15 protein-coding genes are annotated in these 14,456 nt (G+C 59.0%); 9 read left to right on the top strand and 6 right to left on the bottom strand.

From position 1 onward, the window contains the following. Positions 1 to 15 precede the first annotated feature (15 nt). The gene (locus ACXAH0_RS08665; protein ID WP_475174269.1) at positions 16 to 270 is read left to right on the top strand and encodes a DUF2164 domain-containing protein; all 255 of its coding nucleotides are present in this window, start codon (positions 16 to 18) and stop codon (positions 268 to 270) included. Here the strand turns inward: ACXAH0_RS08665 and ACXAH0_RS08660 are convergent, their stop codons facing one another. Next, the gene (locus ACXAH0_RS08660) at positions 271 to 1,074 is read right to left on the bottom strand and encodes a helix-turn-helix transcriptional regulator (protein ID WP_475174266.1); all 804 of its coding nucleotides are present in this window, start codon (positions 1,072 to 1,074) and stop codon (positions 271 to 273) included. It abuts the gene before it with no gap. A gap of 156 nt (positions 1,075 to 1,230) precedes the next feature. Between ACXAH0_RS08660 and ACXAH0_RS08655 the strand changes: the two genes are divergently transcribed. Next, positions 1,231 to 1,767: a peroxiredoxin-like family protein gene (locus ACXAH0_RS08655; RefSeq protein ID WP_475190320.1), complete on the top strand. Its 537-nt coding sequence runs from the start codon at positions 1,231 to 1,233 to the stop codon at positions 1,765 to 1,767. A gap of 195 nt (positions 1,768 to 1,962) precedes the next feature. Here ACXAH0_RS08655 and ACXAH0_RS08650 read toward each other — a convergent pair whose 3' ends face one another. Then, the gene (locus ACXAH0_RS08650) at positions 1,963 to 2,208 is read right to left on the bottom strand and encodes a DUF1127 domain-containing protein (RefSeq protein WP_475190318.1); all 246 of its coding nucleotides are present in this window, start codon (positions 2,206 to 2,208) and stop codon (positions 1,963 to 1,965) included. A 103-nt stretch (positions 2,209 to 2,311) separates the two neighbouring features. Between ACXAH0_RS08650 and ACXAH0_RS08645 the strand changes: the two genes are divergently transcribed. The 6 genes from ACXAH0_RS08645 (at position 2,312) to ACXAH0_RS08620 (ending at position 8,246) form a co-directional block, all read left to right on the top strand. Beyond that, positions 2,312 to 3,823, top strand: coding sequence for an aminotransferase-like domain-containing protein (locus ACXAH0_RS08645; RefSeq protein ID WP_475190316.1), 1,512 nt, complete (start codon positions 2,312 to 2,314; stop codon positions 3,821 to 3,823). Positions 3,824 to 4,102: 279 nt separating this feature from the next. Beyond that, entirely contained in the window at positions 4,103 to 4,309 is a 207-nt protein-coding gene (locus tag ACXAH0_RS08640; RefSeq protein WP_475190315.1) for a hypothetical protein, read from the top strand. A 193-nt stretch (positions 4,310 to 4,502) separates the two neighbouring features. Further along, positions 4,503 to 6,701, top strand: coding sequence for a phosphoribosylformylglycinamidine synthase subunit PurL (gene purL / locus ACXAH0_RS08635; RefSeq protein ID WP_475174256.1), 2,199 nt, complete (start codon positions 4,503 to 4,505; stop codon positions 6,699 to 6,701). Positions 6,702 to 6,748: 47 nt separating this feature from the next. Beyond that, positions 6,749 to 6,982, top strand: a complete 234-nt coding sequence (locus ACXAH0_RS08630; protein WP_475174254.1) for a BolA family protein — start codon at positions 6,749 to 6,751, stop codon at positions 6,980 to 6,982. Between the two features lie 235 nt (positions 6,983 to 7,217). Further along, on the top strand, positions 7,218 to 7,553 hold the full coding sequence (gene grxD / locus ACXAH0_RS08625; protein ID WP_475174252.1) for a Grx4 family monothiol glutaredoxin: 336 nt from the start codon (positions 7,218 to 7,220) through the stop codon (positions 7,551 to 7,553). A 411-nt stretch (positions 7,554 to 7,964) separates the two neighbouring features. After that, complete coding sequence (locus tag ACXAH0_RS08620; RefSeq protein ID WP_475174250.1) at positions 7,965 to 8,246, top strand: antitermination protein; 282 nt, start codon at positions 7,965 to 7,967, stop codon at positions 8,244 to 8,246. Positions 8,247 to 8,342: 96 nt separating this feature from the next. Here ACXAH0_RS08620 and ACXAH0_RS08615 read toward each other — a convergent pair whose 3' ends face one another. From ACXAH0_RS08615 to ttcA, 3 genes are all read right to left on the bottom strand, one after another. Beyond that, positions 8,343 to 9,923 carry a DUF427 domain-containing protein gene (locus tag ACXAH0_RS08615; protein ID WP_475190312.1) on the bottom strand — a complete coding sequence of 527 codons (1,581 nt, stop codon included), beginning with the start codon at positions 9,921 to 9,923 and terminating at the stop codon, positions 8,343 to 8,345. A gap of 50 nt (positions 9,924 to 9,973) precedes the next feature. Further along, a complete protein-coding gene (locus ACXAH0_RS08610; protein WP_475174244.1) occupies positions 9,974 to 11,617 on the bottom strand; it encodes an EAL domain-containing protein in 1,644 nt (547 codons plus the stop codon). Between the two features lie 406 nt (positions 11,618 to 12,023). After that, positions 12,024 to 12,965 carry a tRNA 2-thiocytidine(32) synthetase TtcA gene (ttcA, locus tag ACXAH0_RS08605; RefSeq protein ID WP_475190311.1) on the bottom strand — a complete coding sequence of 314 codons (942 nt, stop codon included), beginning with the start codon at positions 12,963 to 12,965 and terminating at the stop codon, positions 12,024 to 12,026. Positions 12,966 to 13,160: 195 nt separating this feature from the next. Here ttcA and ACXAH0_RS08600 point away from each other — a divergent pair, with 195 nt between their 5' ends. Then, on the top strand, positions 13,161 to 13,649 hold the full coding sequence (locus tag ACXAH0_RS08600; RefSeq protein WP_475174239.1) for a LysM peptidoglycan-binding domain-containing protein: 489 nt from the start codon (positions 13,161 to 13,163) through the stop codon (positions 13,647 to 13,649). A gap of 82 nt (positions 13,650 to 13,731) precedes the next feature. Here ACXAH0_RS08600 and rpsD read toward each other — a convergent pair whose 3' ends face one another. Beyond that, positions 13,732 to 14,349 carry a 30S ribosomal protein S4 gene (gene rpsD, locus ACXAH0_RS08595; RefSeq protein ID WP_475174237.1) on the bottom strand — a complete coding sequence of 206 codons (618 nt, stop codon included), beginning with the start codon at positions 14,347 to 14,349 and terminating at the stop codon, positions 13,732 to 13,734. Between the last annotated feature and the right edge of the window lie 107 nt (positions 14,350 to 14,456).

Genomic DNA, 14,456 nt, shown 5'->3' with positions numbered 1-14,456 from the left:
AGTGGGGAAAGAGCCATGCGCGATCTGAAACTGGACAAAGACACGGCCAGCCAGCTTGCGGACCAGATACGGCGCTATCTGGATGAGGATCTTGATATTGGCATCGGCAATATGGACGCGCAGCTTCTGATCGACTTTCTCGGCCCCACCCTCGGCGCCCATTTCTACAATCTCGGCCTGAAGGACGCGCAAGCCCTGTTCGCCCGAAAGGCCGATGACATCGCCGATGAAATCTATGCGCTGGAACGGCCTGTCAAAGACCAGCGCTGACTATCCGGCCTGCTTTCGCTTCTGTTTGGGCGGATAGCCGAAGCGGCGGGAAAAGGCCCTGGAAAACGCCGCAGCGCTGGAAAACCCGCACAGTGTGGCGACGGCCTTGACCTGAAGTCCCGCCTCCAGTTCGGAACGGGCAATCTCCAGCCGCCAATTTGACAGATATCCCATGGGCGTGGCCCCCACCAGATCCCGGAATGTGACCGCGAACTGGGTCCGGGACATGCCTGCCGTTTCCGCCAGCTTTTCCAGGGTCCAGACCTCTGCGGGCGCTTCATGAATGGCCACCAGGGCTGCCGCCAGCCTGGGGTGAGCCAGCCCGGTCAAGAGGCCGCTTTCAACCCGCCCCTCTTCCAGCGCATGGCGCAAAAGCCGGATCACCACCACCTCGCACAGGCGCGCAAAGGCCGCCTGACCGCCGCATCTGGGCTGGGTCGCCTCCTCGATCAGCGGGATCGCAACCGCCGCCAGAAAAGGGTCTTTGGACAGGTCCACCGTCAATTGCTCCGGCAGTGCCGTGATCAACTGGCGCCCAAGGCCGGACACCGTGATATGGGCGGCGACGATCAGCGTCTCACCGGGCCCCGCCTTCGGGTCCCGGCAGCCCGCAGCCCCCCGCTCCCACCCTGGACAGAACACCAGCCGCTGAGCCCCTTCCTCGCCCCGGAAGATCATCAGATTTGCGCGGCCGGTGCCGGAGCCTTCATGCAAGGCGTTGCTCACATGCACCCGCAGCCGGTCAATGAGCGAGGACAGCCGGTCCAGCTTCCCATTGAAGGACATGCGATAGGCAACCGGCATTTCTGTACTCCAGATCAATTTTTTAGAATGTTTCTTCGTCAAGCGTTCGCTACATTAAGCGCATTGCGAGGCAAATGAAAAGCGTTGCCTGACAGAGAAAGACGTAAGCGCCCGTTGACCGGGCTCAATGTCACTTAAGAACCGCAGGAGGAAAAGATGCTTGTTCCACGCCAACAGGTTCCCCCGCTGAGCGTTCCGCTGCTGGGCGGCGGCACCTTCGATCTTGTACAGGATGCTGCCCCGTTTGCAACGCTGGTCGTTTTTTACCGCGGCCTGCATTGCCCGATCTGCGCCACTTATCTCAAAGAGCTGGGCCGCCAGACCCCCGCCTTTGCCGAAAAAGGTGTCAAAACGATTGCTCTTTCCTCCGACGGGGAAGAGCGGACCCTGCAAATGGCGGAAAAGGTCGGTCAAGAGAGCCTGCGTTTCGGCTATGACCTTCCACTGACCGCCGCGAGAGACTGGGGGCTTTACATCTCGACCGGACGCGGCAAGACCTCCATCGGTATCGAGGAACCCGACCTCTTCTCCGAGCCCGGTGTCTTTCTGGTACGGACCGATGGCAGCCTCTATTTCGCCTCGGTTCAGACCATGCCCTTTGTGCGCCCGCATTTTCAGGAGATGGTGGGCGCTCTCGACTTCGTTCAAAAAAACGACTACCCGGCCCGCGGCGAATTTACCGGCGCGGTCTGAGCAGCACCTCCAGGCCGGGCTCCCACCTCCGGTCTGGAGGCTCTGCCTGACGTTCTCAGGGCTACCCCGCCCTGTGAGGCAGCCAGAGGACCCTTGAGCACAATTCAGCAAAACAGGACACGGGGTTTGTAACCGGGCTGGTTTGAAACCAAAAACCGGAAACTGCTTTCGGGCACTGCTTACGATGGCCGTCCGTCAGACCCTTCCGCTCTTGCAAAGACGAAGGGAGGACGCCCAGAAGGGACGCTTGGCTTCCCGAAGGGCCGTCTCCCGCTCAAGCCCGATGTCCTTCAGGGCTGCATCATCCAGGTCCAGCAAGTGCCTGCGGGTTCTGTAGCGTTGAAACCAGGCCTGCACGACCCGCCAGAAACGCTTGCGCACGGGCGACCAGCGCTGGCCTCTCAGGGTCAGCGGCCTCTGAATTGTCTCTATTGAACTCATTACAGCCCCTCAAGTTAGGTAACAATATCCACATTGGACACATTGTATTGGTTCAATCATATGAATTGACTCTTTTTGAGAGGCAATATACAAAATTGTCACCATGACAAATTGGCTTCCAACAATCCCCGATGGCACAGGGCCGCTCTATATGCGCCTGGCTGACCGCATCTGCGACGACATAGCCACCGGAACGCTTGCGGCCGGGACCAAACTGCCGCCGCAGAGAGATCTGGCCTATGACCTCGGCGTGACCGTGGGCACGATTGGCCGGGCCTATGCGGTGATCCGTCAGCGCGGGCTTGTAAGCGGGGAAGTCGGCCGGGGCACCTATGTTCTTGGATCGCAGGCAACAGGCCATCTGGAGGAAGAGACCAAGCCGGCCCTTACCGAAGCATCCTCCTTTGGCAATGGCTCCGGCCACTCAGCGCCGGGTGGTGCCTCCTGGGTGCAAGGGGCAATGGCACCGCCAAGTGACAGAGAGTTTGCCGGAACGCGTATCTCTGTTCCCGCGCCCAATTCAATCCGCTTTGACAGCACCTCAGCGCCGCAGGTAGGCCAGTCGGAGGTGATCCGGGAGCTGACCGCCGAAATTACCCGGCAATCGCCTTACGAGATTGCCAGTTACACCCGCTCTGTGCCTGAGAACTGGCGCCTTGCCGGACAAAGATGGCTGACGCGCGGCGGCTGGACCCCGCCTGAAGGCTCCATCGTACCGGCGACCGGTGCCCAGGCGGCCATCATGGCCATCATAGCCGCAACCACCGCGCCCGGCGATCAGATCGCCTTTGAAGACCTCACCTACAGCTCGATTGCAAGGGGCGCCGCCCTTACCGGACGACGGCCGGTCGAGGTGGCCCGGGATGCGGAAGGCCCCCTGCCGGAGGATCTGGCCCGGGTCTGCGCACAGCGCCACCCGAAGATGATTTTTCTCATGCCCACCATGCACAATCCCACCACCCGTCTGATGGGGGCAGACCGACGCAAGGATCTTGTGGCTGTGGCACAGGAACACAATTTGTGGATCATCGAGGACGAGGTCTACGGCACGTTGCGGGCGACCAGCCTGCCGCCGCTGGCAAGCCTGGCACCGGAGCGCACCTTTCATGTCGGCTCCCTGTCCAAGGCGGTTACAGCCGGTGTGCGCGGCGGCTGGGTGTCGAGCCCCGCGTCCCATGCCCAGCGAATTTACACCGCCCACAAGATGTTGACCGGAGGGATTTCCTTTCTCCTTGCCGAACTCTCCGCCCGTCTGGTTTTAACAGGAGCTGCTGACGCGATCCGGAAACAGGTTCTGGATGAGATTTCCACCCGTCACGCACTCGCCCGGCGTTTCCTGGGCGCGTTTGAAATGGAAGCGGCCCCCGACGCTCCCTTTGTCTGGCTGAAAGTGTCCGAACCCTGGCTCTCCGGCACCTTCAAGGCCGCGGCCGCCGCCGGAAATACACTGATCGATGACGAAGATGAATTCAAATCCGGACGGTCCGGCAAGGTTCACCACCGCGTGCGCATTGGCATCACCAACCCCTCCACCCGCGGAGAAGTGATCAGCGGGCTTGAGACCCTCAAAAGCCTGATGGAAGACAGCGGCGCAGGCTACGACCGGTTTGAATAGGCAAGGCCGCTCTCAGCATAGCCAGTCCCCAGACAGGACTGATCTCCCATTGCTGCAGCCTTGGGACATTTTCTGAACATAAGTCCTTTTATCACTGATTGACTTTACAAATTCCGGAAAAGAGCTTACGTTGAGTTAGAGCCCCATCGACACTCACGTCTTCGAAAAAAACAAATAATATACTTAAGATTTTCATCTCAAAACAATGCCCCGCCAGTTATGGGGGGGGCATTGCCCAGATTTTGTCATTTTGTAAAAAGTCCTTTTGAAGCCGTTGCCATGCTCTCAGAAAACAGCTCTTCTCCGCCCCGGGACCTGACCGCGGAACGTTTGCTCATGCGGATCATGAAACTGGAGCATAGGGTCCGGGAACTCCATCAGCAAAGCATCTTCAAGGATCAGGAAATCAAGCGGCTGGAAAGCCGGATCCGTGAATGGCAGCAGATCACATTGCGGCTGCAAACGCGCGTTTCCAAACGGCCCTGACACCAAAGGCCACCGGGCATCTGCGCAGGACTGTGCAGGGAGACACAAACTTTCCTCCCTCCCCTCCCTTTTCCGGACACAATCTGCTAAATGGCGGCAACACTGCCCGCGCTTGGCTGCCCGGCCCTTCACAGCCGGTCCAGAAAGCGGCCCAATCGACTGGCCAAAGAACTGGCCAAAGAACTGGAACGTCATGATCCCGAACGACATCAAGATCACGCCCGACCTGATTGCGTCCCATGGACTGAAACCGGATGAATATGAGCGCATCCTGGAGCTCATCGGCCGGGAACCGAGCTTCACCGAACTCGGCATCTTTTCCGCCATGTGGAACGAGCACTGCTCCTATAAGTCCTCCAAAAAGTGGCTGAAAACCTTGCCGACCGAAGGCCCGCGCGTGCTGCAAGGACCCGGCGAGAATGCCGGTGTCGTTGATATCGGGGACGGCCAGGCCGTTGTCTTCAAGATGGAGAGCCACAACCACCCGTCCTATATCGAGCCCTATCAGGGCGCGGCGACTGGAGTGGGCGGCATCCTGCGCGATGTTTTCACCATGGGCGCCCGGCCGGTTGCGGCCATGAACGCCCTGCGATTCGGCGAGCCGGATCATCCGCGCACCCGCCACCTGGTCTCCGGCGTTGTTTCCGGTGTCGGCGGCTACGGCAATTCCTTCGGCGTGCCGACCGTGGGCGGCGAAGTGGAATTCCACGCCCGCTACAACGGCAACTGCCTGGTCAACGCCTTTGCCGCCGGTCTTGCCAAGACGGATGCCATCTTCCTGTCCAAGGCCGAGGGCGTCGGCCTGCCGGTCGTCTATCTTGGCGCCAAAACAGGCCGGGACGGGGTGGGCGGCGCCACCATGGCGTCTGCCGAATTTGACGATACGATCGAGGAAAAGCGCCCGACCGTGCAGGTGGGCGACCCGTTCACCGAAAAATGCCTGCTGGAAGCCTGCCTGGAGCTGATGGAAACCGGCGCGGTCATCGCGATCCAGGACATGGGGGCCGCCGGCCTGACCTGTTCGGCCGTTGAGATGGGCGCCAAGGGCGACCTCGGCATTGAACTGGATCTGGACAAGGTGCCGGTGCGCGAAGAGCGTATGAGCGCTTACGAAATGATGTTGTCGGAAAGCCAGGAGCGCATGCTGATGGTGCTGCGCCCGGCTATGGAACAGCAGGCGGAGGCGATTTTCCGCAAATGGGGCCTCGATTTTGCAATTGTCGGTGTTACGACAGACACACTGCGCTTTGTCGTCAAACATCAAGGCGATGTTGTCGCCGACCTGCCCATCAAGGACCTGGGGGACGAAGCGCCTGAATATGACCGCCCCTGGGCCGCGCCGGTCCAGCGGGAGCAGCTTTTGGCTGGCGATGTCGCCGAGCCAGCCGACTATGCCGAGGCCCTGAAAACGCTGGTGGGCAGCGCCAACGGCGCCTCCCGCCGCTGGGTCTATGAGCAATATGACACGCTGATCCAGGGCAACACAGCGGAAACACCCGGTGGAGATGCGGGCGTGATACGGGTGGAGGGCACGCGCAAGGGCCTGGCCTTTTCCGTCGATGTCACCCCGCGCTATTGCGAGGCCGACCCGTTCGAGGGCGGCAAGCAGGCGGTGGCCGAAGTCTGGCGCAATCTGACTGCCGTTGGCTCGGAGCCACTGGCCGCAACCGATAATCTGAATTTCGGCAATCCGGAAAAGCCGGAGATCATGGGCCAGTTTGTCGGCTGCATCAAAGGCATTGGCGAAGCGTGCAGGGAGCTGGATTTCCCAATCGTCTCCGGCAATGTTTCGCTTTATAACGAAACCCACGGCGAAGCGATCCTGCCAACGCCTGCCATTGGCGGTGTCGGCCTGCTGCCTGATGTAACCGTACGTGCCGGGGCGGCCTTTGCCGCTGAAGGCGACGCTATTTTGCTGGTCGGCGGCTTCGGCACCCATCTTGGCGCCACGCAGTATCTTGCCGAGATTCTTGGACGGGAAGACGGCACCCCGCCCCCGGTGGATCTGGCGGCCGAAAAGCGCCGGGGCACGCTGGTGCGCCAGTTGATCGGCGCAGCCCGGCTGACCGGCGTTCACGACATTTCCTCCGGCGGCCTCGGCGTGGCGCTTGCCGAGATGGCCATGGCAAGCGGAATCGGCGCCGTGGTCGAGATTGACGGGCCGGCCCATGCCGCCCTGTTCGGCGAAGATCAGGGCCGCTATGTGCTGACCGTTTCCCCGGGCAACGCCGATGCGGTTCTGGAAGACATTCTGGATGCGGGCATTGAGGTGCGCCAGATCGGCAAAACCGGCGGCAAGGATTTGACTGTTGACGGTATTCTCACCATATCCGTTGCAAACTTGAAAGAAGCGCACGAGAATTGGTTCCCGGACTATATGGCAAACGCCTGAGCCATATCGTCTTTTTTGACGGACCTTGAGACGAGGATTGACGTAACATGCCGATGAACGCGAACGAGATCGAAACCCTGATCAAGGACGCATTGCCCGACGCTCAGGTGGAGATCCGGGATCTGGCGGGAGACGGCGACCATTATGCGGCCAATGTTGTCTCTGAGTCCTTCCGGGGCAAAAGCCGGGTTCAGCAGCATCAGATGGTCTACGAAGCCTTGAAGGGCAATATGGGTGGCGCTCTGCACGCCCTCGCGCTTCAAACCAAGGCGCCGGACTGAAAGGGGCCTGAGACACGGCGTGCAGCGCCGCTTGCCAGACGGCCTCTTGATGTTGCGCCGGTTTGAAACACATAACAGGTCAGTTAAAAGGACATCAGATGGTTTGGCTTCTTCTCCCTGTTCTGCTCCTCCTGCTGGTTATGGAGCTCCGCGTGTGGAGAGCGGCCGCCAGACTGCTTTATCGCACCGGCCGCGGGATATTTCCCGTGCCCGCGAACCAAAAGGACGGACACTCATGAGCATCCAGGACTGGATCAAGAACGAAGTCGACAGCAACGACGTGGTGCTGTTCATGAAGGGCACACCGAATTTTCCGCAATGCGGCTTTTCCGGGCAGGTCGTGCAAATTCTCGACTATGTCGGCGCCCCTTATAAAGGCATCAATGTTCTGGAAGATGACGAGTTGCGCAACGGCATCAAGGAATTCACGAATTGGCCGACAATCCCCCAGCTCTACGTGAAGGGAGAGTTTGTCGGCGGTTGCGACATTATCCGCGAAATGTTTCAAAATCAGGAATTGCAGGGGCTTCTGTCCGAAAAAGGCATCGAAACCGCGCAGCAAAGCGCCTGACGCGCCGCTTTTCTTCAAGGCACGATTTGGCGCATGGCTTCAAGGGGCGGGAATTCCGCCCCTTTTTGCGTTTCCAGCCCGCACCCGTGCTTTCCCGCCCTTTTGCCTGTCGCAATTGTCTGAATTCAAACCGTTTTGTCCTTTGCGCTGAACGCGCTGATTTCAGGCAGCGAACGGCAAATCCGAATCACCCCGGCCCACCCGCAAAATTCCCTAACGTCAATTTATCCAAAGCTAAATCGCCTCAAAACGGGCTGAAATATGGCAACAGCTCGGCAAAATTTGCCGAATCACCTAAACTGAACTGAAGGTGAATGCGGATTTCAGAGTCAGTACAGGTGCGTTCCGCCATTCTCCGACCATACCGCAAGGCCTGTCACACCGGCAGGCCGGGACATGGGACCGGGGACGATGAACAAGTTTGCTGTTGCAACCACCTCAACACTCGCCTTTGCTCTGGCAGGGTTCAGCTACGCCATGACGGCAAGTCCGACCACAGACCGGGAGCTGCGCCGGGTTGAGTGCCAGGCGATCACGATGTTCACACCAGCCCACCGGAAAAGCGCCGAAGAACTGTGCGCCAATTATGGCGGTGTCGCTGACCGCGGCGCTGAGCCCAGCAAGGCCGGGCTTGTCATTCTCGTACGCAATCAGCCGGTGGGCGGCTTTGATGGGGACAAGACGGTCCGCTGATCCGATCATAAGTTGAGATTGGTACCACAAGACCGCCCCCCAAGGATTGAGAGCGTATCGCGTTCAACTGGCTTTAGAGCATCCTGCGCTAAGATATCAGCGCCCTTCCTCCGGCGGAGACGCCTCCAGTGAAAAGGCCTCCAGCGGATCGGCCACATTGTGCAGGTCCAGAGCTCCCAGACGATGCGCCGGGCAGCCCGCTTCCTGCTTCACCTCCCTCGAGAGGATCACTGCTGCCCCACACATCTTGCCGTGGTCGGCAAGCCGTGCGGCGATATTGGCGGCGCTGCCGATAACCGTGAAGTCCAGCCGTTCTTTCGAGCCCACGTTGCCATAGGTCACGTCCCCATAGGCAATGCCAATAGCACAGGAGAGCGGGCGCACCTCCTCTCCCTTGCCGCCTCCCTCCGGTTCGGCCAGCGCCCGCACGATTTTCTGCGCGCTGTCCGCGGCCTGCCGGCACGCTTGTGCCTGCCCGGCCCCAGCAGGAAAAATGGCCAGAACCGCGTCGCCGATGAATTTCAGCACTTCGCCGTCATGCGCATTGACAATCCCGGTGGCTGTTTCGAAAAACCGGTTCAGCACCGCCACATACTCCTCCCGGCCCAGGTCCCTTTCCAGCCGTGTGGAATGACGCAGGTCGCAGAACAGGATCGCCGCATCGATCACGTCTCCGTCGCCCCGCCGGATCTTTCCACCCAGCACCCGGGCCCCCGTGCGTTTGCCCAGATAGGTCTCCAGAAGCGTCGTTGCATTTGAGGTCAGGGCAAAGACTTCAAACAAGCGGCTGATCAGAGCAGAACATTCAAAGATCAGCCCCAGATTGGCCGTGGTGAACCCGTCCGGGTCATCACAGGCCAAGGTCAGGACGTTGATTCTGCCGTCGGAAAAGGGCAGCGGCATCGCGACATAGTCGGTCACCCCCTGCGCCTTCAGCTCCTCCATGATCGGGAAATTGAACTCATCCGGATTGGTATCCAGTTTCTGGCGCACGCCGCCCAGACCATCCGCCACATGGCGGAACGGGCTGTCCTGGAAGATCGGGCTCTCCAGAAGCTCATAGGAGGGATAGCGGATGGTCACCTCGTTCCCGTCCCGCTCCCAGATGCAATTCTGCCCAGCGATCATGGGATGCAAGGACCAGATGAGAATGCTCATGCGGCGGACGGCAACGCCATCTTCCACCAGCTTGTTGCCAAGACCGGCAATCAGCGCCTCCGGAGACTTGATCAGGCAAGCCTCCCGCAACAGCCAGTCCACCACAGGGCCGGATATGTTGCCGGCCAGCCCTTTTCCGAGAGCCGCCCCGCCATGGTCAATCCGGCTGGCCACCCCGGGCATGAACGCCACATATCCATCCACCGCCCGGCCTTCCGGCAAGGCGTTCCGATAGCACCAGGCCCCCTGTCGAAGGTCTTCGCCTGCACACCGGACCCGAAAGTAGGATGCTGTGCCCTTGAAGGGGCAAAACGTCCTGTGCGCGTCCTCCGGCGACAGGCTGGCCAGAATGTCTTCCCTAGGAAAATAGACCACCGGTGCCAGACGGGTCTCATACATGACCCGGGCACGTGTTGAGCGCGCCAGCACATGCTCTCCCCGCCAGGCGGTCACCTCGCCGGACAGCGGCTCCACCAAAATGCCATAGTCATTCGAGGTTTGTTGCACAGATAAGGGCATGGTGTCTCAGATAGGCGTGAGAGCCGCTGCTGTCCATAAGGGACCTAAGGTCAGCGGGCGGCGAACACCACCTTGCCCGCCTTGGGTCTGTCCCCGTCGTGCTGGTCCTCTTTGCGGCACAACAGGGTCAGAAAATCGGTCACAGGCACCGGGCGGGAAAAAAAGAAACCCTGGCCAAATTGCACATTCAGATGACGCAGCAAGGCAAGCTGGCCTGCATTTTCAATGCCTTCGGCGACGATCGTCACATCCATCTCACCACAAAGCGAAACAATATGCCGGACAAAAGCCCCCACCACCGACTGACGGTTGACCGACAACTCGTCGATAAAGCCACGGTCGATCTTCAAATAATCCGCATCAATCTCCTTGAGCTGATTCAGATTGGAAAAGCCCGTGCCGAAATCGTCGATTGCGACCTGTACACCTAGCGCCTTCAGGTACTGGAGAGACGCAGCACTGTCACTCTTGTCGGTCACACTGGTTTCCAGAAGTTCGAAAATCACCTGCACCCCAAGCCGCATCAGCTCTTTCAAGGCTTCGCTGTGCTTCAGGCGGTCAAAGTTGGCGGCCGACAGATCCGTCGGGAAGATGTTGATGGCCACGCGGAAATCCTTGGGCAGCGTCTCCACACCGCGCAAGTCGTCCAGAACACAGTTGAAAATGCGTTCGGTGAACGACCAGGTTTGTCCTGACGCCTCCACGACCGGAATGAACACGGCCTGCGAAACCGGGCCCCGCGAATCGGTAAACCGCGCCAGAACTTCGCAGCCGATGATCTTTTCACTCTGCAAATCAACAACCGGCTGATAGTGGCAATGGAAGCCCCACCCACCCTTTGCCGTCAAAGCCCGTCTTACACGGCCCTGCGGGCTGAGGCGGATTTCAGCCTGTCGCACAGACTTTCGAAACACAATCCAGCCGAGCAGCAGGGACAACAGCAGGCTGGGCGTCAGAAATACGGCGTCCTGCAACAGAAGTTGCTGAAAAGGCAGGCCAATGAGCATGCACATGAGCGTACCGGGAACACAGACTTTCGTGACAATTTTCTCCGGCAATACGAAAACGCCTTGGTTTTCCAAATAGTCTTGATAAAGGCCCCGGTTGCCGAAGCCATGATGCCGGAAACTGCCGTCAAGGTTCTGGACGAACATATGCCAGTCCTGATCCGCGAAGGTTGCCCTCATAATGTCGGTATCCATGATCAGGCCAAACCGGCCTTCCCGGCTCACATGATGCTGATTTCCGTCGGGCAGGAACGAAAGCTTCGGCTCGTTCCATAACATCCGGTCGGGGTATCTTGGATTGACGAGAGGTTTCTCGGAGATCTTGTAAACATCAGGCAATCTGCCGATTTGCGCTGTGCATTCGATGGTCCGGCCATCTTCTTTGAAAACCGCAATATCACGCAGCATATAGTGGCGATAGACTTGAGCCCGCAGCAGCATCAGCGTGCGCGCAGAACACGGGGTGCTGTGGTGACCCTTGAGCAGACCATGCACCTCATCGGCAGTCGTCATTGCCTCAAGAACATTGGTCTTGAACCGGGCCCCGATCCGTTCAAGTTGCAGGGTTTCCAGATAGATGAGGCTCTTGAGCGACAAGAACACGGCCAGAGCCGCCACGCCCACACCGAGCAAGGCCGACAGTCCCCAATACCTGTTTCTGCCATGTATCGCAGCGCTTACGCTCATGAAGGTCTCATTGAGATTTTTACGTATACTTCTTTGAAACCGAGTTGAGCAAACCTGACAAAACAGCCTCACCCAATTGCACGAATCTAACACTATCGCACAAACTGAATATATTGAATTAATTTCAAAACGAGACATTGGAACTTAGTGACTTCTTACTTAAGATGCCGCAAGTTTCATCTTGAAAAGCAACCAGAAATACAACCCTTGATATAAATTTCAAATTTTTGCATTTGTTGATTTTGTGTATTTTTTACAGGTATCGATCCCGGCAGTTCAAAAAACACCACTGCACTCGGCGACATGGCACCGTATTTCTTAAAACAGGCCCTCACCGTCCCCAGACCTGCGACGGGTGCCGGCAAAGATAATGTAGCGGCGGTCAGGCGTTAAACGCCCGTTCCGTTCACTCCGCCGCAAACAGCTTTGCGGTCATGGCAAGGCTGGCGCCGCAGGGATCTTCCGCTTCTCCGCCCCCGTCCAGCACCTGCCCCCCGGCCGGGCGCAGAGCGGCGAAATCATAGAGCTGGCGGTCCAGAAGATGCGACGGGCGGGTGTGGCCAAGCGCCCGGGCCATGACACCAAGCCGGCCCGGATTGTCCTTTTCCCAGCCCTGAAGCATGCGTTTGACCTCTTCACGCTGCAGGCCATCCTGGGAGCCGCACAGGTTGCAGGGAATGATCGGAAAGCCCATCCCGTTGGAAAAGCGGGCAATATCGCTTTCAGACGCATAGGCCAGCGGACGCAGAACCAGAAGATCACCTTCGTCATTGACCAGCTTCGGCGGCATGGAGGCCAGGCGGCCGCCATGGAAAAGGTTCATAAAGAAAGTTTCCAGGATATCATCCCGGTGATGACCCAGGACAATCGCCTCGCAGCCCTGCTCGCGGGCGACCCTATAGAGAATGCCCCGGCGCAACCGCGAGCATAAGGAACAATAGGTCCGGTGCGCCGGGATCTTGTCCGTAACAATGGAATAGGTGTCTTCGCGCACGATGATGTGCTCAATCCCGTTGTCCTTAAAAAATTTCGGCAGAATATCCGCCGGGAACCCGGGCTGGGCCTGATCCAGATTGCAGGCGATCAGATCAACCGGCAGCAGACCCCGCCATTTCAGCTCGATCAGCACCGCCAGCAGCGTGTAGCTGTCCTTGCCGCCGGACAGGCACACCAGCCATTTCGGCCGGGTCTCGGCGGACGCCTCCCTGGACAGCATGCCAAAATCGCTGATGGCCTCCCGCGCCTGACGCAACAGCCGCTTGCGCAGTTTCTTGAATTCAACACTGGACGGCGCCCCACGCAGGAGGGCCGGAACATCCGAGTCCGTGCTGGCGGCAATGTCATTCATACGGCAGGCCTTGACGTTTCATTAGAACGCGATGCGTTGATGTATCCGATTGCGCAGCCAAGGCCAAGCCCCCGGCCGCCTCAATGCCAGCTGGCGGCAGGGGGTGCACTCTCCCGCGCGCGCGGGATTGGGTGTAGTCTTGGGTCTGGCTGGGACGAAGATACGCAAAAGCACATTCAGGAGGAGGATCGTGCAATGACCGTAACACTCGACATTCAGCAACCGAGCCCGTTCGATTTGGTCGGCGCAACCATTTTGATTGCAGGCAACGCGGCCGCGTTTGAAGGCACCTTGAGCATCCGGGTGTCGGATGGACATGATGAATTCACGTCCTTTGCCTCTGTCGGCGCACTCGGTCTGCGCCAGTTCCAGGCCTCTATCGACATCCCGGGGGTGAACGGCCTTCAGCTCAACCGGCTGTTCCTGACCCTGGCGGACGACACGGGCAATGAAAACGGGCCCTCTGTGGTGATCCCGATACTGTTCGGCCCGAAAATCCTGACCGGATACCGGGGCTGGCAGCCCTATACGGTTCAGCCAGGAGACACCTTGACCCAGATCGCCCTGCAACAATACGGCACGCCCGATTTTCAACCGCTCTTTGAGGCGAACCAGCATATTCTGTCCGACGCGGACACGATTTTTCCAGGACAGGTGCTCAGAATTCCGCGCAGCGACATTTGAGAAATGCGCGCCCAATGAGACCTGCGCCCAAGAAAAAGGCCCGCCAGAAGGCGGGCCTTTCAAGAACCATATTCGGCGCTGATCAGCGCGAATAGAACTCAACCACCAGGTTCGGTTCCATCTGCACCGGGTAAGGCACATCAGAAAACGCCGGAATGCGGCTGTAGGTCACGGTCATTTTGGCGTGGTCCACATCCACGTAATCCGGCACGTCCCGTTCTGCGGACTGGACAGCTTCCAGAACCAGAGCAAGCTGTTTGGACTTTTCGCGGACTTCGACAACGTCACCCGGGCGCAGCTGGTAGCTCGGGATGTTGACGCGCTTGCCGTTGACCTTGATGTGGCCGTGGTTGATGAACTGACGGGCCGCAAACACGGTCGGAACGAACTTGGCACGGTAGATGATCGCGTCGAGGCGGCGCTCCAGCAGACCGATCAGGTTTTCCGACGTATCGCCTTTCAGGCGGGACGCTTCCGCATAGACCTTGCGGAACTGCTTTTCGGAAATGTTGCCGTAGTAGCCTTTCAGCTTCTGCTTGGCGCGGAGCTGAACACCGAAGTCGGACAGTTTGCCCTTTCGGCGCTGACCGTGCTGGCCGGGGCCATATTCACGCTTATTGGCCGGGCTCTTCGGACGGCCCCAGATGTTCTCGCCCATCCGGCGGTCGATTTTGTACTTAACGCTATGGCGCTTAGACATCGCGGTTTCCTTTGAATTCGCGTTGTTTTTTCTAAAAGGAAACGCGCCCTCCTTTATCCTGCGCAGCTCTCGAAAAAGAGGCTGTTCGGATCGACAGGGACCCAGCT

Source organism: Roseibium sp. AWQ4_290, from assembly GCF_056160985.1.
The sequence above is the reverse complement of the archived record's forward strand: the minus strand, read 5'-3'. Positions and strand labels throughout refer to the sequence as shown.

Bases quoted from the DNA above. Each gene is read 5' to 3' on its own strand.
- ACXAH0_RS08665 (WP_475174269.1), top strand. From the start codon at position 16: ATGCGCGATCTGAAACTGGACAAAGACACGGCCAGCCAGCTTGCGGAC.
- ACXAH0_RS08660 (WP_475174266.1), bottom strand. From the start codon at position 1,074: ATGCCGGTTGCCTATCGCATGTCCTTCAATGGGAAGCTGGACCGGCTG.
- ACXAH0_RS08655 (WP_475190320.1), top strand. From the start codon at position 1,231: ATGCTTGTTCCACGCCAACAGGTTCCCCCGCTGAGCGTTCCGCTGCTG.
- ACXAH0_RS08650 (WP_475190318.1), bottom strand. From the start codon at position 2,208: ATGAGTTCAATAGAGACAATTCAGAGGCCGCTGACCCTGAGAGGCCAG.
- ACXAH0_RS08645 (WP_475190316.1), top strand. From the start codon at position 2,312: ATGACAAATTGGCTTCCAACAATCCCCGATGGCACAGGGCCGCTCTAT.
- ACXAH0_RS08640 (WP_475190315.1), top strand. From the start codon at position 4,103: ATGCTCTCAGAAAACAGCTCTTCTCCGCCCCGGGACCTGACCGCGGAA.
- purL (WP_475174256.1), top strand. From the start codon at position 4,503: ATGATCCCGAACGACATCAAGATCACGCCCGACCTGATTGCGTCCCAT.
- ACXAH0_RS08630 (WP_475174254.1), top strand. From the start codon at position 6,749: ATGCCGATGAACGCGAACGAGATCGAAACCCTGATCAAGGACGCATTG.
- grxD (WP_475174252.1), top strand. From the start codon at position 7,218: ATGAGCATCCAGGACTGGATCAAGAACGAAGTCGACAGCAACGACGTG.
- ACXAH0_RS08620 (WP_475174250.1), top strand. From the start codon at position 7,965: ATGAACAAGTTTGCTGTTGCAACCACCTCAACACTCGCCTTTGCTCTG.
- ACXAH0_RS08615 (WP_475190312.1), bottom strand. From the start codon at position 9,923: ATGCCCTTATCTGTGCAACAAACCTCGAATGACTATGGCATTTTGGTG.
- ACXAH0_RS08610 (WP_475174244.1), bottom strand. From the start codon at position 11,617: ATGAGCGTAAGCGCTGCGATACATGGCAGAAACAGGTATTGGGGACTG.
- ttcA (WP_475190311.1), bottom strand. From the start codon at position 12,965: ATGAATGACATTGCCGCCAGCACGGACTCGGATGTTCCGGCCCTCCTG.
- ACXAH0_RS08600 (WP_475174239.1), top strand. From the start codon at position 13,161: ATGACCGTAACACTCGACATTCAGCAACCGAGCCCGTTCGATTTGGTC.
- rpsD (WP_475174237.1), bottom strand. From the start codon at position 14,349: ATGTCTAAGCGCCATAGCGTTAAGTACAAAATCGACCGCCGGATGGGC.